This is a genomic window from Halotia branconii CENA392 (assembly GCF_029953635.1).
Taxonomy (GTDB): Bacteria; Cyanobacteriota; Cyanobacteriia; order Cyanobacteriales; family Nostocaceae; genus Halotia; species Halotia branconii.
On record NZ_CP124543.1, the window covers coordinates 2,939,974 to 2,955,872 of the forward strand.

Consider the following 15,899-nt stretch of genomic DNA (forward strand, 5'->3'; position numbering starts at 1 on the left):
TTTACGAAGGCAAATTTTCTACGCGCAAAACATCAAATTTCAGCAAATACATCACAGTACGAAGTAATTCTGTAGAAGAAAGATTTGGATGTTGATTGAGAATTGTCTCAATTGAGACTGCACCATGTTGGGCGATCGCAGTTAAAATTTCATCTATAGTAGAATTTGTGCTTCTTCTGTCTGTACCAAAATTAGTCATCCAGTTTTGCCTAAGTTGCTGTAAATTTTCTGGTGTAGCCATACTACCTAGTCCTAAAATTAAATCTGGAGTTGGCTTTATTGGGGTGTAATGGGCAAACAATCTAAAAGGATCATCACATAAAGGTACAGGCGGACTATTTCGTAGTACTGGTGCAGACATGGTTGCAGTATTGCGAATGGTGGCTAACTCCTGCCACAATTCTTCATAAGCTGCAATTACAACTTGCCAATCATAAGTTTGCCTAGCACGTTGTCGTCCGTTTTCTCCTAAGCGCCTTATCATTTCAGGATTAGCAATTAACTTTATTAACGCTGTTGATGCTGCATCAATATCAACAGCAATTACCATTGATGAATGAGCAATATAAGAACTGTAATTTAAGTTATCACTCAAATATGCAGAGCCTAAATCCAATCCAGACCCAAGCGGAGGCATCATAGTCGGAATCCGTAAACCATCAACTTCATGACGCACAGATTCTTGATAACCATCCCAATCTGAGACAATTACAGGTAAACCAGCCGCCATCGCTTCAATAGGCGTTAGTCCAAAAGTTTCTTGAATATTATCTACTAAAGAAAGAAAAATATCGGCAATAGACCAGATTCCTGAACGAATTTCTGGTTTGCGTCCATCAACAAAAATACAATTAACTGATGGACAAAATATTTGAGTACTTTCTTTAAAACTAACTTCTTCTCTTTGATCTTCAAACCAGCCAGCTTGCACAAAATGAATTTTAGCTTTAGTTGCTTGTGCTGCTTTTTCCAAAGCCAAATACATTGGTATAGGATGTGCTTTGGCATAAAAGCACAATCTGCCTACGAATAGCACAACAATGTCATCTTCAGAGATATTTAGTATTTGACGCAGACTTTTTCTGATATTTGGAGTATTATCGCCTTGATCAAAAGCGTCACAATCAACACCCAAAGGAATAATTGGTAATTGAATATTAATATGAGGTTTAGCGCCTATACGTTGAGCTAAATATTCAGCCCAAGTATCAAGCAGACGTTCAATCGCAGTCTTAACTGCCACAGAAGTACAAATCAAAGCATCCCACGGCTGAACAGGAGCAATTAGCAAATCGCCAACACCACCCATAACTCCTGTACTGGCAATCGTATGAGTTACTCCACAAATACTATATCCTTGCTGATCAAAATATCTTCTATTCCAGGCAAGTTTGGAGAGTAACGGATCAGGCTGATAAATTGTCCCTGCTTGTGCAAGAGTGTGAGGATTGCTCGTAGGTAGCCATTTTACTTGACGAGGACGTTTCATCCAAGGTTGAATGCGATCGCAAAATTCCACAAATTCTGGTTGGCTATCTGCATAACAGTATAGATAATCATTTGTCCCATACTGAACTAAGGCTTTAAGAAAACCTTCACCCGCAGCCTGACGACCTAACAGTCTATTCCCAGAAGTATCGTAACCATCTCTTTTGTATAAAATTGCGGCGGTGTTGTTCATAAGCTGCATTTTAAGACGGCGTAAAGAATAGCTCAAAAACTTAACTTACTAGATTTAAAGTGGTATATTTTCTTGTAGTCATAACTTTGTAGCAAGTAATTCCAAGGGATTGGAGACTGGAGATTGGGAAAAGCAATAAATTTTTGGTGGTAGCTTAATTCCTTGCCAAGATTTGCAAGTTCTTTACCAGTTAAAAGTAACCGATACCCATAATTTTTATATCACCCTTTAAAAAAATTGCTAGAAAAAGATGGAAGCTATTGTTTATTCTCATTTGGCCTCAGTATACGAAGTATCCGAAAATATTGAAATTATTCCTATCCGAGTCAATTTAAAATTTTTGCAGTGGCAAAAGCTATCTAGTGTTGCTGCAATGCGTCTTTTATCAGTAGCACTGACTATAGGACTTTTGAGTGTAGCAGGACAAACTTTAGCACTCCAAAAACCAGGAAGTAGTGGTACTCAAGTAGGAAACACCCAGAGGTGTTTAAAAAAGTTAGGCTACTTCAACGGCCCAGTGACAGGTAAATTTGCTACCTTAACTAAGACATCGGTGATGAGATTTCAGCAAGCTAATAGACTAACTGCTGATGGGATTGTAGGCGCTAGTACTCAACAAGCTTTACAGCGAGCGTGTCAAAGTAGAATTTCTAGTGTAAATAACAGTAACGGATTACGAGTAGGTAGTAGAGGTGCAGCGGTATCTAAACTACAACAAGATTTGCGGCGATTACGCTACTTTAACGGCCCTAGCACAGGCTATTTTGGGCCACAAACTCAGCAAGCAGTAATCCGATTACAACGAGCTAATGGCATTGCTGCTGATGGGATTGTCGGTACTAGAACTATACAAGCAATTTTGAGTAACCAAAGACCAAATAATATTGGTGAAGGTGGTGAATATCCTATACTTTCAGAAGGTAGTAGTGGCGCAGCAGTTACAAGACTACAACAGCGTTTGCGAGAGTTAGGCTATTTTAATGCTCAACCCACTGGTAATTTTAGACGCATCACTAAAGATTCTGTAATTGCCTTTCAAAGACAAGCTGGTATATCTGCCACTGGGATTGCAAATCAACAAACTTGGGATGCACTCTTGGGTTACTCTCGATTTCCCACCGGAGGTAATATCGCAGCCTCGCAAGTGAGAGATTTACAACAATATTTACGGGATTTGGGATATTTTAATACTAATCCTACTGGTACTGTTGGCCCTTTAACCAGGGATGCGATCGCTCGATTTCAACGAGATAATAGACTTTATGCCGATGGCAATGCAGATGTAGAAGTCTTAGAGGCAGTACGTAGAGTTTGGGAAAATAAATATGCGACAGGGATAAATAGTTATCAAAATAACGGGTATATCACAGTAGCGCCACCTATCAATACTGGTTCATCTGTCGTCTATAGTTATCAAAATAACCGCTATGTAGTAGTAGTACCGTTTAACGATAACGATATTCTTAATAGAGTACGCCTGTATGTACCTTATGCTGTTTCAGAACAATCGAGTTTAGGGAATTATATCAATGCTGGAGCTTATGGCGATCGCGAATCAGCAGAACGCGTCTCTCAAATGTTACGCTCTAATGGTTTAGATGCACGGGTAGAATACTTTTGATTTTTATTAGGTGAAAAGTTGTCACCAAAAGGCGGCGGGAAGCCCACTTCTTCAAGGAGTGGGAGGAATAGTCGCCCCGCCACCGTAAAGTGTCAGTAGTCAGTGGTCAGTGGTCAGTAGCAAAAACAACTGACTACTGACCACTGACACGAAATCCCGCCCCTTCCAGGGGTGGGATGAGCTTAAATAGTTATCTTTATTGGTGTTTTTTTACTTAAACAAGAACTATTAACTTTTTGAGTAGAAGACTTTCGTAGTAATTTTGTGGCATCTTCTACCGATAACGGACAGCTAAATAAATATCCTTGCATGAGTTCACATTGCAAAATTCGTAGTAAATTGCATTGCTCTTCAGTTTCTACACCTTCAGCCACAACTGTAAGATTAAGACTATGCGCTAAAGTAATGATCGCAGTTATTATAGCTGCTTGATTAGTTTCATGAATCAGCCCACACACAAAAGACTTGTCAATTTTTAAACAGTGGATAGGAAAATTTTTCAGATAGCTGAGAGAACAATACCCTGTACCAAAATCATCTATAGAAATAGAGATACCCAGATTACGTAATTTTATCAAAATTTCCTTAGTTAAAGTAACATTTTGCATGGCACTACTTTCGGTGATTTCTAAATCCAAACTATAAGGATTCATTTGGGTTTCTGACAATATTTCAGTCACCATCTTGACTAAATTTAGTTGTTGAAATTGCTGTGCAGAGATATTAACAGCTACTTTTAATGTTGGTAAATTCAGAATATCCTGCCAAACTTTATTTTGAGCGCAAGCAGTGCGTAAAGCCCATTCACCAATTGCTACAATTAGTCCCGTTTCTTCAGCAATGGGGATAAATGTTTCTGGAGGAATTAAACCTAATTGAGGATGTTGCCAACGTAGCAGTGCTTCCATTTTGGCAATTTTACCTGTGGTGATATTCACCTGTGGTTGGTAAAAAACTTTCAATTCTTGTCGTTCTAAAGCATACTGTAAGCTATTTTTCAAGATTAACAATTTTGAAGTCTGGGAATTTATATCTGAGTGATAAAATTCATTGAAAGCGGCGGGAAACTCCATCCCTTCATGGGTGGTCAAGGTTGCTCCTACCGCCGCTTGGGGTATAGGGTATAGGGCATTGGTAAATTCTTCCTCCTGCGGATACTCTTCGAGAACGCCTGCGACGAACGCAGTTACCTGGGTTGGGGAACCCGCGCGAGGCACTTCTTTTCTCTGTGAGACGCTACACGAACACAGCGCTGCCTCACCATGCCCCATTCCCCATACTTCGGCTACGCTACTTCGACTACGCTCAGCACAAGTCAGTACAAGTTCCCTATGCCCGAAAACTTCACCCACAAGGGGATGAAGTTTTTGATATTGATTTCTGACATGATATAAAGCTTGATGCTGGGTTATACTTTTTGCTAACTTGTGATTAGTAATATCACGAAAGCTCCAAATTCTGCCGACGATTCTACCGTTAATGCGCTGCGGTTGAGAATGATAGTTGAATATGCTGCCATTTTTTAAGGCGATCGCATCATTAATTTCTGTATCTGGTTGAAGATATAATTTTCTAATTGTGGCTAGGTACTTTCGAGGATTGTTTAGCTGTTTCAAAGCTATTCTCTGTACTTTTTTGAGATTACCTGAATTTAATAATGCTTCAGGAATCTGCCACATCTGCACAAAGTTTTGATTAAAGCCTGCAACATGACCTTGATGATCAATTATTAAAATACCATCCGCAGTAGATTCTAATATTGCCTTTTGTAAAGCGAGAGACTTATCTAATTGTGCTTGTAATTGTTTGCGTTCAGCAATCCCTTGACGTAATTCGGTAGTTTGTTCTCGAACGCTATTTTCTAGTTGAGAGACAAAGTTTTGTTTTTCTAATAATAAACGTTCATGTAATAAGGCAAGTAGACTGGCTGCAACTTGTAAAAATGAAAATTCTGTTACTCTCCAAAATCTTAATTCTGTAGAGGTATCAAAGCCGATAAAGTCCACAAAATCAACTTTACTGATTACTGGTAGTACCAGAATTGATAAAACACCCTGTAATCCTATGGTTAGATAGTAGGGAATATGATGCTCAAGCACAGGTATATTTTTGAGTTTCGCTAAAAGAGTATTTGAAATACATAAGACAATTAAATTTACGCCTAAGCAGGTAAATAAACCAACCATCAGAAGTATCATGGTAGTCTCTGCTATCGTCGATAGAGTGTATTTTTTTGTTTAATAATCAAAAATTTGATTTAGTTGCTCAGGTAATTTCAACTTAGTTGAAATATTTCTCTTGAATTAAGCCAAGATTTTTGTTGACATTTTGATATCAACTGGAATCTGAAGTTTTCATAGATTTTATGGAGTATAAAACTTTACAAGAAGTAATTTTTAGTCAAAAACCAAATATTTTATTAAGTTTGTCCTAAGAGGTATTTATTATGACATTTTAAATTTTCTTAACATTTCATATTAAAACTCTTAGTTGGTTTGACTTTTTCAATCTTTATATTTAATTAACACTCAGTATGGTTACAAAATGTTAAGGGAGTATATTCCTTACAAAAGGTTTTTCCTTAATTTTATACTTAAGTATAAGTGTTATTTGAGATAATTTAGCTTTGCTCATCACAATAAAGCCCATAATGTATAAGACTATGAGCCTATTATTATAATTTATATGGCAATATTTTTTAGTGTTTAAAAACACATAAGTTATGAAGTGTTTTATGTAAAAACTACAATCATCAGTAGTAACAAATGTCATAAAACTATGACAAACCGAGATATCGGTTAAATTAGCAAATGTAATTGTGAACCTTGCTGAGTTTTATTTACTTCAATCCGGGCTTGAAAAGCTTCTTTGAGGTGGGGCATGTGGGTAACAGTGAGTATACAGGCGAAATCACAGGCGATCGCATTGATTGCGGCAATCAGGCGATCGCATCCTTCAGCATCCTGCGTACCAAACCCTTCATCTATAATCAATAATTGCAATGCTGCTCCCGCCCTTTGTGCTAATAATTTCGCTAAAGCTAAACGGATGGCAAAGTTAATTCTAAATGCTTCTCCACCAGAGTAAGTTTCATAAGCTCGCGTTCCTCTGGCATCGGCAATTAAAATATCTAAAGTGTCTATTAACTTGGCATTTTTCCTCTTAGAAGTACCACTCCGTCCCGCTTTTTGGGTAACGAATTGTACATGTAATTGGTTAGCACTGAGGCGTGAAAGTAATTGATTCGTCTCTGCTTCCAGTTGTGGTAACACATTCTCAATCATCAAAGCCTGAATACCATTTTTACCAAAAGCTTGAGTTAATTCCTGATAAATTCGGTATTGTCGTTTACAAGATTGTAATTGCTGTTGTTGTTGCTCATACTGAATTTGTAGGGTTTCCAGTTGATGAGCTAGTTGTTCTAAACGTCCTAAATTGGCTATTTGTTCATCAAGTTGCCGTCTGCGGGTTGCCAACTGCTGTTCTAAAGCTTGAATTTGCTCAGTTGGATTGGCTGTTTCGGCTAGCTGTTGGGTAATATGATCAATTTGAGTTGCAAGTTGTTGTCGCTCATTTAATCTTGCATTTCTGGAGGTTTCTAAATCTTGCAATCTCCCTTGGAGTTGGGGATATTGCTGCTGGGCTGACAACATTTGTTGATAACGCAGCTGCCAAGATTGAGCTTGGCGTACAGCTTGGCGCAGGTTATTATGCTGCTCTAAACTATAGTTGATTTCGCCAATATAACGCGTCAATTCAGTAATTTCTCTAGCACAATCAGAATCAATTTGTTCTTGCTGGATTCTGTTTTTTAATTGGGCAATAGTTGCTTGTAATTCTGGCTTACGGCTAGCTATTTGAGTTTGTCGCTTAGTAGCATCTTTAATTTGCCCTTGTTTAATTTCTGCCCATCGCCAGCGTTCGACTTCACTACGAGCTAGAGCATGGTCTTGTTCATTGTAATTGAGTTGTTGCAGATATTGATCTAGTTGCTGCAATTGAGCTTGTTTATCAGGTGCATAATCACCGACTTGTAGCGATCGCTCTAAATGTTGCTTTTCCGCCGCTAGTTGTTGCAGTTGTTGTTCAGCATCACTTGTAGATTGCAGTTGTGCTGCTAATTGTCCTCTTTGTTCTCTAAGAGAATCATAAACTGCCAATTTTTGGGAAATTTCTCGGTATTCTTGCCTCAATAACTGAATTTCTCGATCTGAAACTGCCATTTGTTCTCGGAATACCCACAACTGCCCTTCAGTATCTTGGTACTCAGTTTTAGTTTTTTCTGCTACCCGATTCCAGTGATGCTCATCCAAAGGACGCTCACACAAGGGACAAATCGCATCGGGGTTACGAAGCATTTGCAGTTTTTGATCTAGTTCTCCCAATAGTTTTTCATACTCTCGTTGTTGAGCTTGTAGACGTTCGATAAAGTGCCGTCTTTCCTGGCCTTTTTCTTGGACTCGTTGCAGATAAACTCGGTCTTTTTCCATTTGATCAATCTGCATTCCCACTTCCATCACTGCTTGTTGCAGTTGTGGTTGGCGGCGTGAAGAACTTTGCAGTTGGTTCTCTGTCGTTTGTAGCTGTTCTAGCCGTGCAATCAAACCAGCATGAACCCTATCGATTTGGCTTTGTAAATTTTGCCGCTGTTGTAATAGAGGACTAACTTGCATTTGCAGTTCATCTAAATGAGCCACACGGCGACGCGCGACAGCAACTTGGGCTAAAGCAGCTTCCACCTCAGTTGATTTACTGAGAGTATGCTGAATTTCTTGCTCTTGCTGCTGCAATGCTTCTAGTTGTCCTTGGACTTGTTGCAGTTGGCGTTCAATTTCGTGAATTTGTTTGGTTAGTTGTTGTTGCTTTTGTTGACGCAACGCTGTAGCGCGGGTGTGTTCCTCAAATTTAGTGGCAAAAGCTTCTTCTTGAGATTGTAGATTTTGGTATTGAGCGTAGCCGTTTTTAATTTCTGCTTCTTGGTTTAAGATGGCTTCTAGACCGGAAATTTGACTTTTAACTGCTGAGTGTTCTTGTTGCAGGCGATCGCAATCTTGACTTAAATTCTGATATTGTTGCTTAACAAAGCTGAGTTGTTCTACTTTTGTTTGGCGCTGGTGCTGAACAACTTGCAAACTTTGTAATTTGATATTATCAAAAGCTTGTACTTGTTGGAGTTGGTTAAGCTGGGCTTCTAACTCTGCTCTTTGGGTATGTGTTACTTCACGTTGTTGTAGTTGAATTTTGCTCGATTCCAAACAACGCCCTAATTCCTCAGCCCTCGCTTTGAACTGGCGTGATGATTCTTTAGCCCGTTCTTCCAAATCATCGTACTGATTGAGTTTTAACAACTCTGCTAAAATTTCTTTGCGTTCGCTGGGGCGCTTAAGCATAAATTCATCGGCACGGCCTTGACGCAAATAAGCAGAGTTAATAAAAGTATCATAATCCAGCTTGATGTGTTCTAAAATCGCATCTTGTGTTGCCCTTACCCCTTTGCCAGTCAGGGCGCGAAACCCAGAAGGTGTTTCTATTTGAAATTCTAGAACGCCAGTAGCACCCCGCATTCGAGTGCGAATGATTCGATATTTTTGCTGATTACTTCGGAAAGTAAAATCAACCCGAACTTCTTTTGCACCAGAATGGATAACATCGTCTTCAGCAGCGGCGCGGCTTTCGCCCCAAACTGCCCATGTCATTGCTTCAAGAAGAGAAGATTTACCTGCACCATTAGAACCACAAATACAAGCCGTATGCAAACCGCAAAAATCTAAACTTGCATCACGATAACTGAGAAAGTTTTTAAGAATAAGTTGTACTGGGATCATTGAGGCTATAGCGCCACGTCTACGTTTGATTAACTAAGCAGTACAGATGCACTCTTTGATAGTTTAGCTAGGTAAATATCAGTATTCTAGTCTTGAACACCGCAATTTTACGAAAATTAACAATATTTTGCTCTACTTTTTCACCTTAGGCAAATTATTTTGCCAATCTTCAGAGAAAAATTTAAATCTTATGGATAAGCAAACTTAAATTTCAAATATACTCATACCAATTATCTATAAACTTGCATTTTCTTCCTTGGCGTTCTTGGCGCTCTTGGCGGTTCGTAATTAAAAAATTTAGTCCATCTTCATGAAAAACTGGTATCACAGCTTGTAGTAAATCTTTTCAGCATTAAAGTCCCGACTACAAACTTGTATTTGTTATGGCATCATTAAGAGTTTCAGGTTTCGATAAACCCAAGTCAAGAAATAACAGAAGTGTCAAAATGTTATATATGAACTTTATTTGGAATCTCAACTTATGCCGAAAGCTATTTGGAATGGAACTGTTTTAGCCGAGAGCGACAACACCGTAGTTGTAGAAGGCAATCATTATTTTCCAGCTGATGCCATTAACAAGCAGTATTTCCAAGAAAGTAACACTCACAGTACTTGTCCTTGGAAAGGTGTCGCTAATTACTACAGTATCGAAGTTGACGGCCAAGTCAACAATGACGCTGCGTGGTACTATCCCACCGCCAAGGAAAAAGCTAAGAATATCGAAGGTTACATCGCCTTCTGGAAAGGTGTAAAAGTCGAGGTTTAAAACCTCTGTGTCCTCAGCGCCTCTGCGGTTTATTCTTTAACCACAGAGGCGCTGAGAACGCTGAGAAAAAACAAGAGATATTTAGCACAAAAAGCACTAAATCCGCGCTAAAACTGGTTTTTGTTGCCCTAAACTTGCGGTATCTGATTCTAAGTCTGTACAGTAAATTTCGCAGGAGTTATTCGGACTTTCAATCAATTTTACTTTGTAAAGTGTAGCTCCCAATTCTTGGATAGGCGATCGCAGTAAATTACTAATGTAAAGTGCAATATTTTCAGCAGTGGGTACAACTTCGGCAAAGTAAGGAATGTCTTTGTTTAAAAAGGTGTGATCGAACGGCTCCAATACATAATCTTCTATTGCTTGGTTCAAAGCACCCAAATCAACAATCATGCCAGTGCGCGGATCAATTTCACCTTTGACACTAACTTCTAAATGGTAGTTGTGACCATGACCGTTAGGACGAGCGCACTTACCGTAAATCTCGTAATTCTCTTCGTTATTCAGCTGAGAATGAGCCAGCCGATGGGCGGCGCTAAAGTGAGTACTGACAGTAAGATAAGCTTCCATTCCATTTCCCATATAATCTGCCCAAAGTTCAGGATGTTCAAACAACTGCACGCGGACTAAAGGCAAGTGCGGTGCTAACCTTTGCCAAATAACCCGTGCAATATTTTCAGTAGTAGGCAGAGTTTGTTGAAATTCTACCCAAACATCATTGAGATAAGAAAAGTCTAATTGGCTTGTAACTTCGCGCTTGATTACTTGTTTGACATCGGACAAGTTCAACACCATGCCATATTTATCTAATTCTCCGGCTATGGAGATAAATAAGACATAATTATGTCCGTGTCCAGGAAATTTGAAGCAAGCACCAAATTTTTCAATATTCTCAGCTTCACTCAGTTCTGGCAACCAATAACGATGACTTGCCGAAAACTGAGCGCGGCGATTTACAATGCATTGCATGAGTACTCTGGAAACAAAATTTAAATTTTCTTAATCTTTCACTGTTTCCAGCATAAACTAATTTGTTTGTCAGTGGTCAGCGATGCACTGAGTTTCGACATTTCGACAGGCTCAGTGCGGCGCTGCGCGGCAATCGAGCGAAGTCGAGATTCAACTGCCGCGTAGTCGAAGTGTGGTCAGTTGTCAGTTTACTTCTAACTACTTAACAGATACTTGTGCTTCGCAATGCAATCTTGTGGCTATGCGAAATAGTTCTTGCCCTGTGTGCAAATAACGCTCATCATAATTCAAAGGGAAGTAACCCAACTCATCCAAGCCATCACCTACTTGACTAAGGGTATAGTAAATGTGAGCTGCTGTTCTCGCCAGACTGGGGGGATTTGGTCGAGAACGAAAAGTTAGTTGGGCTTGTTTGAGTTCATCTCGACAAATCTGTAAATATTCCTGAAATTCATCTAATAATTCATCATCAAAGGGATCAGCTGCTAACTGCTCCATTTGTTCTTCTAGGGAATAAATAATGCCACAAAGCAAGCGATTGACTGGTTGATAAACTATACGCAGCCATTCTTCAACTTGTTCATCTGCATCTTTTCCTGTCTGTCGTCTGGCTTTATAACTTTGTTGAGCCGCAGCTGCGCGCTGCTGGCGATCGCTATTCAATTTTTGAGAATCATCTCGCAATTGCTGATCGTAACTAAGGCGGCTTTGATTATCCCCTAAAACCTCGTATGCAGCATTAATCTGGATAGTTTGCTCTTTATCTGATGTTTCTTGATTGCTGTCAGGATGAAACAACTTAACCAAGCGACGATAAGCTTGTTTAATCTCCGCTTGGCTGGCATGAGGACTAACTTTGAGAGTTTTGTAGTGGTTAGAATCTTGCTTATAATCTACCATTCATCTAATTATCGTTAGCTGATGCTAGCGGCTACCTTTGTTTCTAAGTCTTGAAATAACGGTGTACTCAAATACCTTTCTCCAAAACTAGGCTGAATCATCACAATTAAGCGTCCCTCATTTTCTGGACGTTGGGCAACGCGAATGGCAGCACATAAAGCTGCTCCGCTAGAAATGCCAGATAATAGCCCTTCTTCTCGTGCCAAACGCCGACCATAAGCGATCGCTTCTTCGTCAGTGACAACAATTACTTCATCAATTAATTTAACTTGTAACACTTGAGGAATAAACCCAGCACCAATTCCTTGAATTTTGTGTGGCCCTGGTCGTCCCCCAGATAACACTGGGCTATTGGCTGGTTCAACTGCGATCGCCCTAAAACTAGGCTTACGCGCTTTAATAACTTCCGCTACACCAGTGATCGTACCACCTGTACCGATCCCTGCCACAATCATGTCTACCTGTCCATCGGTATCTTCCCAAATTTCCTCTGCTGTAGTTTCCCGATGCACTTTTGTATTCGCCGGATTACGAAACTGCTGCAACATATAAGAGTGTGGTGTACTGTCAACTATTTCCTGGGCCCGGCGAATTGCCCCACTCATGCCTTCAATTCCCGGTGTTAGCTCTAATTCAGCTCCATAAGCCCGCAACATAGCCCGGCGCTCCCCACTCATCGTTTCCGGCATAGTTAAAATCAACCTATAACCCTTCGCTGCTGCTGCCATTGCTAGGGCTATGCCTGTATTTCCAGAAGTTGGTTCTACCAATACCGTTTTCTGAGGAGTGATTAGCTCTTCTGCTTCGGCGGCATTAATCATGCTTACCCCAATCCGATCTTTGACTGATGCGGACGGGTTCATACTTTCTAATTTCACAACAATTTGAGCCACACATCCTTCTTGTTGGGGTATGCGATTTAACTGTACTAAAGGTGTATAACCAATAAGTTCTGTAACGTTACGAGCAATCCGCATAATTATTCCTTTGTTATTAGAGTTATGAAGTCAATGATCAAAAACTTTTATACTATTGACTAAATGTAATACATAATATCCAACTGCTGCCGAGAATCTCGCTTTTCACGCAATTCTTGAAGTGTATATTTTTGCAACACAGAGTTTGCTGCTTGACGTGCTTCTTGCCAGATGTCTTCTATGACAGAACTATCTAAACTTTTAGGATTAATTTTATCCTTACTAGCTTGCATATCTGAGCCTTCTAAACATTCTAAAACTTGTAATAGAGTAATCTTCCAAGGTTCTCGCGCTAATAAATAGCCACCTTTTGACCCACGTTGACTTTTAACTATACCTCCGCGCCTCAAGGTTGCTAAAAGCTGTTCTAAATAGCGGTCGGGTATGTCTTGTTGTGCGGCAATTTGGCGAATTTGCATTGGTTCACCGCTTTCATGATGAGTTGCCATCTCTAGTAAGGCCAGAATTGCGTATTCAGATTTGCACGATAGTTCCACAAGCAGCAGTTAAGGATGAAGAATAGAGGATGAAGGCTAGAGAATTTAAGATGAATTGTCAAAGCTAGGAAATAAAAATTTTCTTTACTTCATCCTTTATTTAGTATACTCCGGTTCTCCACTGGTGTTTGCTGATTACCTATACCAAAAACAAAAAACCCCGTCAAATGACGGGGAAAAATAGAGTTTCAAACTGTAAATAAATTTTCGATGCTCAAGAAATCTCTAGAAGGTAAAGGTTGTTCTAAGAGTACCGATAATAGCATCATCGTTGTCGCTATTTTGATTAGGAGATGTCAAATAAATCACACCAGGAGTGATGGAAACGTTATCAGACACGCGATACTTGTAGAAGCCTTCAATTTGGTAAGGTACATCTCCACTGCCGGCAAAACCTGTTCTGTTTAGAGAATAAGGTACTGCACCAGCGAAAACACCTAACACGTTACCTCTTTTGCCAACATCAGCTAAGGCAACACCAGCACCGTAAGTCCAAGATTCAAAATCATCACCAGCACCGGAACCTATAACGTCAGTATAGGCTACAAAGCCACTTACAGAAAGTTTTTCACTTGGTCTAAACGCCGCTGACAAACCATAGGAATTGCTAGAAGCTGAGTTTGGTAGAACGTTCGCTTGTTGAGTACCTACCACACCAACTGGAGCGCCAGCACTGTTAGTTAGACCTAAGCCCGAATCGTATAAAGCACTACCTTCTCCATTGTATGCGTGAACATAAGTCGCAGCCAAACCTATGCGATCGCCAAGGCTAAAATTCAATTGACCTAAAGCAGCATAGTTACCATTGAATACACCTTCGCCAGCACCAGGACTATCGGCTTCATTAGCCAAGTAACCTATAGTAGCTGAACTTGGTCTGAGGATACCGCCGCCTTGACCAAAAGGTATATTTAGCGCTATACCGGCACCACCACCAATCCGATAGATGGGGCTTTCAGCAGAAAAGGCAGACAAAGCGCCGTTACCGCCATCAGTTTTGTCGAAAAAGTAAGGGTTATTAACCGCAGCATAATGGCTGTGACGACCACCAGCAGCAGCAAGGTAAACTTGAGCTGGGCCAATAGGAGCTTCGTAGGTCAGTCGGTCTATCTCAACGCTATTGTTGCCAGTACTACCGATTTGGAAAGTTTGAGTGCCTTCAGCACTGGGAAGAGTAACATCGTTGGTGTCTCTGATATCAAACGGTGTTGCATTACCAGCAGCCAAACGAGTGGTCAACAAGTCTCTACCAGTGAAGCTGGTTTGCAAGCCTAAACGTACTCTATCTTGGAAGACGGTGTTGTTAACGTCGCCAGTGTTGTCGCCAAAAACATCAGTGACAGCAAAAATTGCTTCACCAACTAGCTTGGTAGTGGTGGAGAACTGATTCGCTTCCAATTCAGCAGTACGAGCTTCTAAAGAATCTACCCGACCGCGTAGGGTTGCCAATTCTGCGGAAAATTCTTCTTGCAAACGCTGCAAGGTAGCCAAATCTTGCTTTGTCACCAAGTCAGCGGTAGCTGTGGCAATCAATTCATTAACCCGATCCAAACAAGCATTTAAACCAGCGGCAAATTCATAACGAGTTAAAGCGCGATTACCGCGATAAGTACCATTTGGATACCCAGCAATACAACCGTAGCGTTCAACCAGGGACTGCAATGCTTGGAATGCCCAATCGGTCGGTTGGACATCGGAAAATTGTGATACCGATGTAACTTGAGACAAAGAAGTATTTTCTTTGCCTTCTTCGCTATAGCGATTAACTTGATCTATTACTTTGGCATCGTTAGCTGCTGGAGTTGCTTGAGCCAGAACTTCTGAACTTAAGCCAAATTCCGTTACAGCTGGTGCTTCTGTTGTTGATACTTCTTTGGTGGTACTTGGAGCCGCAATTGCTGTTGCTGAAACTAACAATGTTGCTCCCAAAACTGCTGGGCTAACTACCAGGGCTTTCCACAATAGATTAGACATCTTTCCTTTTCTCCTCACACCTTGTATAGATAATTGTTTTCGCTGCACCTATTTTCTCAAAAATGCGACATCTGTAGGAAATCTATCGATGAGGTTCTAGTTGCCACTATTACAATTTTAGTTTTTGCGAAGCTAATAAATGATCAATTTAGTATTAAAAATCGATGTAATTAACTTATGCAAAAACATAGCTTTATAGCATATCATTATAAGCTATTTGAAGTAGATGGCAACATCTTAGCGATCGCCTAATTAACTGTCACATAGAATCACTGATCTGTTTTAGTTATGAGTATGGTTAAAGCTTTTTGAACTTCCCATCAATATAGATACTTAGAGCTGGTAAAACGAAATCGGGTTTAGTTGATTTGAGAAATTACCGCTGCCATATCAAAATCACTTTGTGTCAACCCACCTGCATCATGGCTTGTAAGTAAAATCTTCACTTTGTTATAAGAAATCTCTATAATTTGGGTGATGTCCCACCGACTCAGCAGGTTCGACTAGGAGATTAATAAATCCAGTTGCTGCAATAAAATCTTTAAATTTGCCAGTGGTCTGTAACTTAGATTCTTTACCTGTCCAACCTGACAGACCATTTACCTGTGCTTGGATTTCTGCATCCCTTAATAGTTGTGCCATATCAAAAAAACCTTATTTAGCTGCGTATGGCATTTTTATAGATATTG

10 protein-coding genes and 1 pseudogene are annotated in these 15,899 nt (G+C 40.1%); 2 read left to right on the plus strand and 9 right to left on the minus strand.

Annotation, left to right across the window (positions count from 1 at the left end; translation table 11 throughout):
- Position 1: 1 nt before the first annotated feature.
- The gene (locus QI031_RS12870; protein WP_281485528.1) at positions 2-1,681 is read right to left on the minus strand and encodes a glycosyltransferase family 4 protein; all 1,680 of its coding nucleotides are present in this window, start codon (positions 1,679-1,681) and stop codon (positions 2-4) included.
- A 250-nt stretch (positions 1,682-1,931) separates the two neighbouring features.
- Here QI031_RS12870 and QI031_RS12875 point away from each other — a divergent pair, with 250 nt between their 5' ends.
- Complete coding sequence (locus QI031_RS12875) at positions 1,932-3,302, plus strand: peptidoglycan-binding domain-containing protein (protein WP_281485529.1); 1,371 nt, start codon at positions 1,932-1,934, stop codon at positions 3,300-3,302.
- A gap of 182 nt (positions 3,303-3,484) precedes the next feature.
- Here QI031_RS12875 and QI031_RS12880 read toward each other — a convergent pair whose 3' ends face one another.
- Positions 3,485-5,500, minus strand: a complete 2,016-nt coding sequence (locus tag QI031_RS12880) for a sensor domain-containing protein (protein ID WP_281485530.1) — start codon at positions 5,498-5,500, stop codon at positions 3,485-3,487.
- A 600-nt stretch (positions 5,501-6,100) separates the two neighbouring features.
- Positions 6,101-9,127 carry an exonuclease subunit SbcC gene (sbcC, locus tag QI031_RS12885; RefSeq protein WP_281485531.1) on the minus strand — a complete coding sequence of 1,009 codons (3,027 nt, stop codon included), beginning with the start codon at positions 9,125-9,127 and terminating at the stop codon, positions 6,101-6,103.
- Positions 9,128-9,608: 481 nt separating this feature from the next.
- Between sbcC and QI031_RS12890 the strand changes: the two genes are divergently transcribed.
- On the plus strand, positions 9,609-9,893 hold the full coding sequence (locus QI031_RS12890; RefSeq protein ID WP_281485532.1) for a DUF427 domain-containing protein: 285 nt from the start codon (positions 9,609-9,611) through the stop codon (positions 9,891-9,893).
- A 96-nt stretch (positions 9,894-9,989) separates the two neighbouring features.
- Here the strand turns inward: QI031_RS12890 and QI031_RS12895 are convergent, their stop codons facing one another.
- The 6 genes and pseudogenes from QI031_RS12895 to QI031_RS12920 form a co-directional block, all read right to left on the minus strand.
- Positions 9,990-10,862, minus strand: coding sequence for a 6-carboxytetrahydropterin synthase (locus QI031_RS12895; RefSeq protein WP_281485533.1), 873 nt, complete (start codon positions 10,860-10,862; stop codon positions 9,990-9,992).
- Between the two features lie 198 nt (positions 10,863-11,060).
- Positions 11,061-11,762: a J domain-containing protein gene (locus QI031_RS12900; RefSeq protein WP_281485534.1), complete on the minus strand. Its 702-nt coding sequence runs from the start codon at positions 11,760-11,762 to the stop codon at positions 11,061-11,063.
- A 14-nt stretch (positions 11,763-11,776) separates the two neighbouring features.
- A complete protein-coding gene (gene cysK / locus QI031_RS12905; RefSeq protein WP_281485535.1) occupies positions 11,777-12,739 on the minus strand; it encodes a cysteine synthase A in 963 nt (320 codons plus the stop codon).
- Between the two features lie 59 nt (positions 12,740-12,798).
- Positions 12,799-13,236, minus strand: coding sequence for an RrF2 family transcriptional regulator (locus QI031_RS12910; RefSeq protein ID WP_281485536.1), 438 nt, complete (start codon positions 13,234-13,236; stop codon positions 12,799-12,801).
- A gap of 225 nt (positions 13,237-13,461) precedes the next feature.
- Positions 13,462-15,210 (minus strand): iron uptake porin, encoded by a 1,749-nt coding sequence (locus tag QI031_RS12915; protein WP_281485537.1) that lies wholly within the window; start codon positions 15,208-15,210, stop codon positions 13,462-13,464.
- Between the two features lie 359 nt (positions 15,211-15,569).
- A pseudogene (locus QI031_RS12920) lies at positions 15,570-15,852 on the minus strand (4a-hydroxytetrahydrobiopterin dehydratase).
- Positions 15,853-15,899 lie beyond the last annotated feature (47 nt).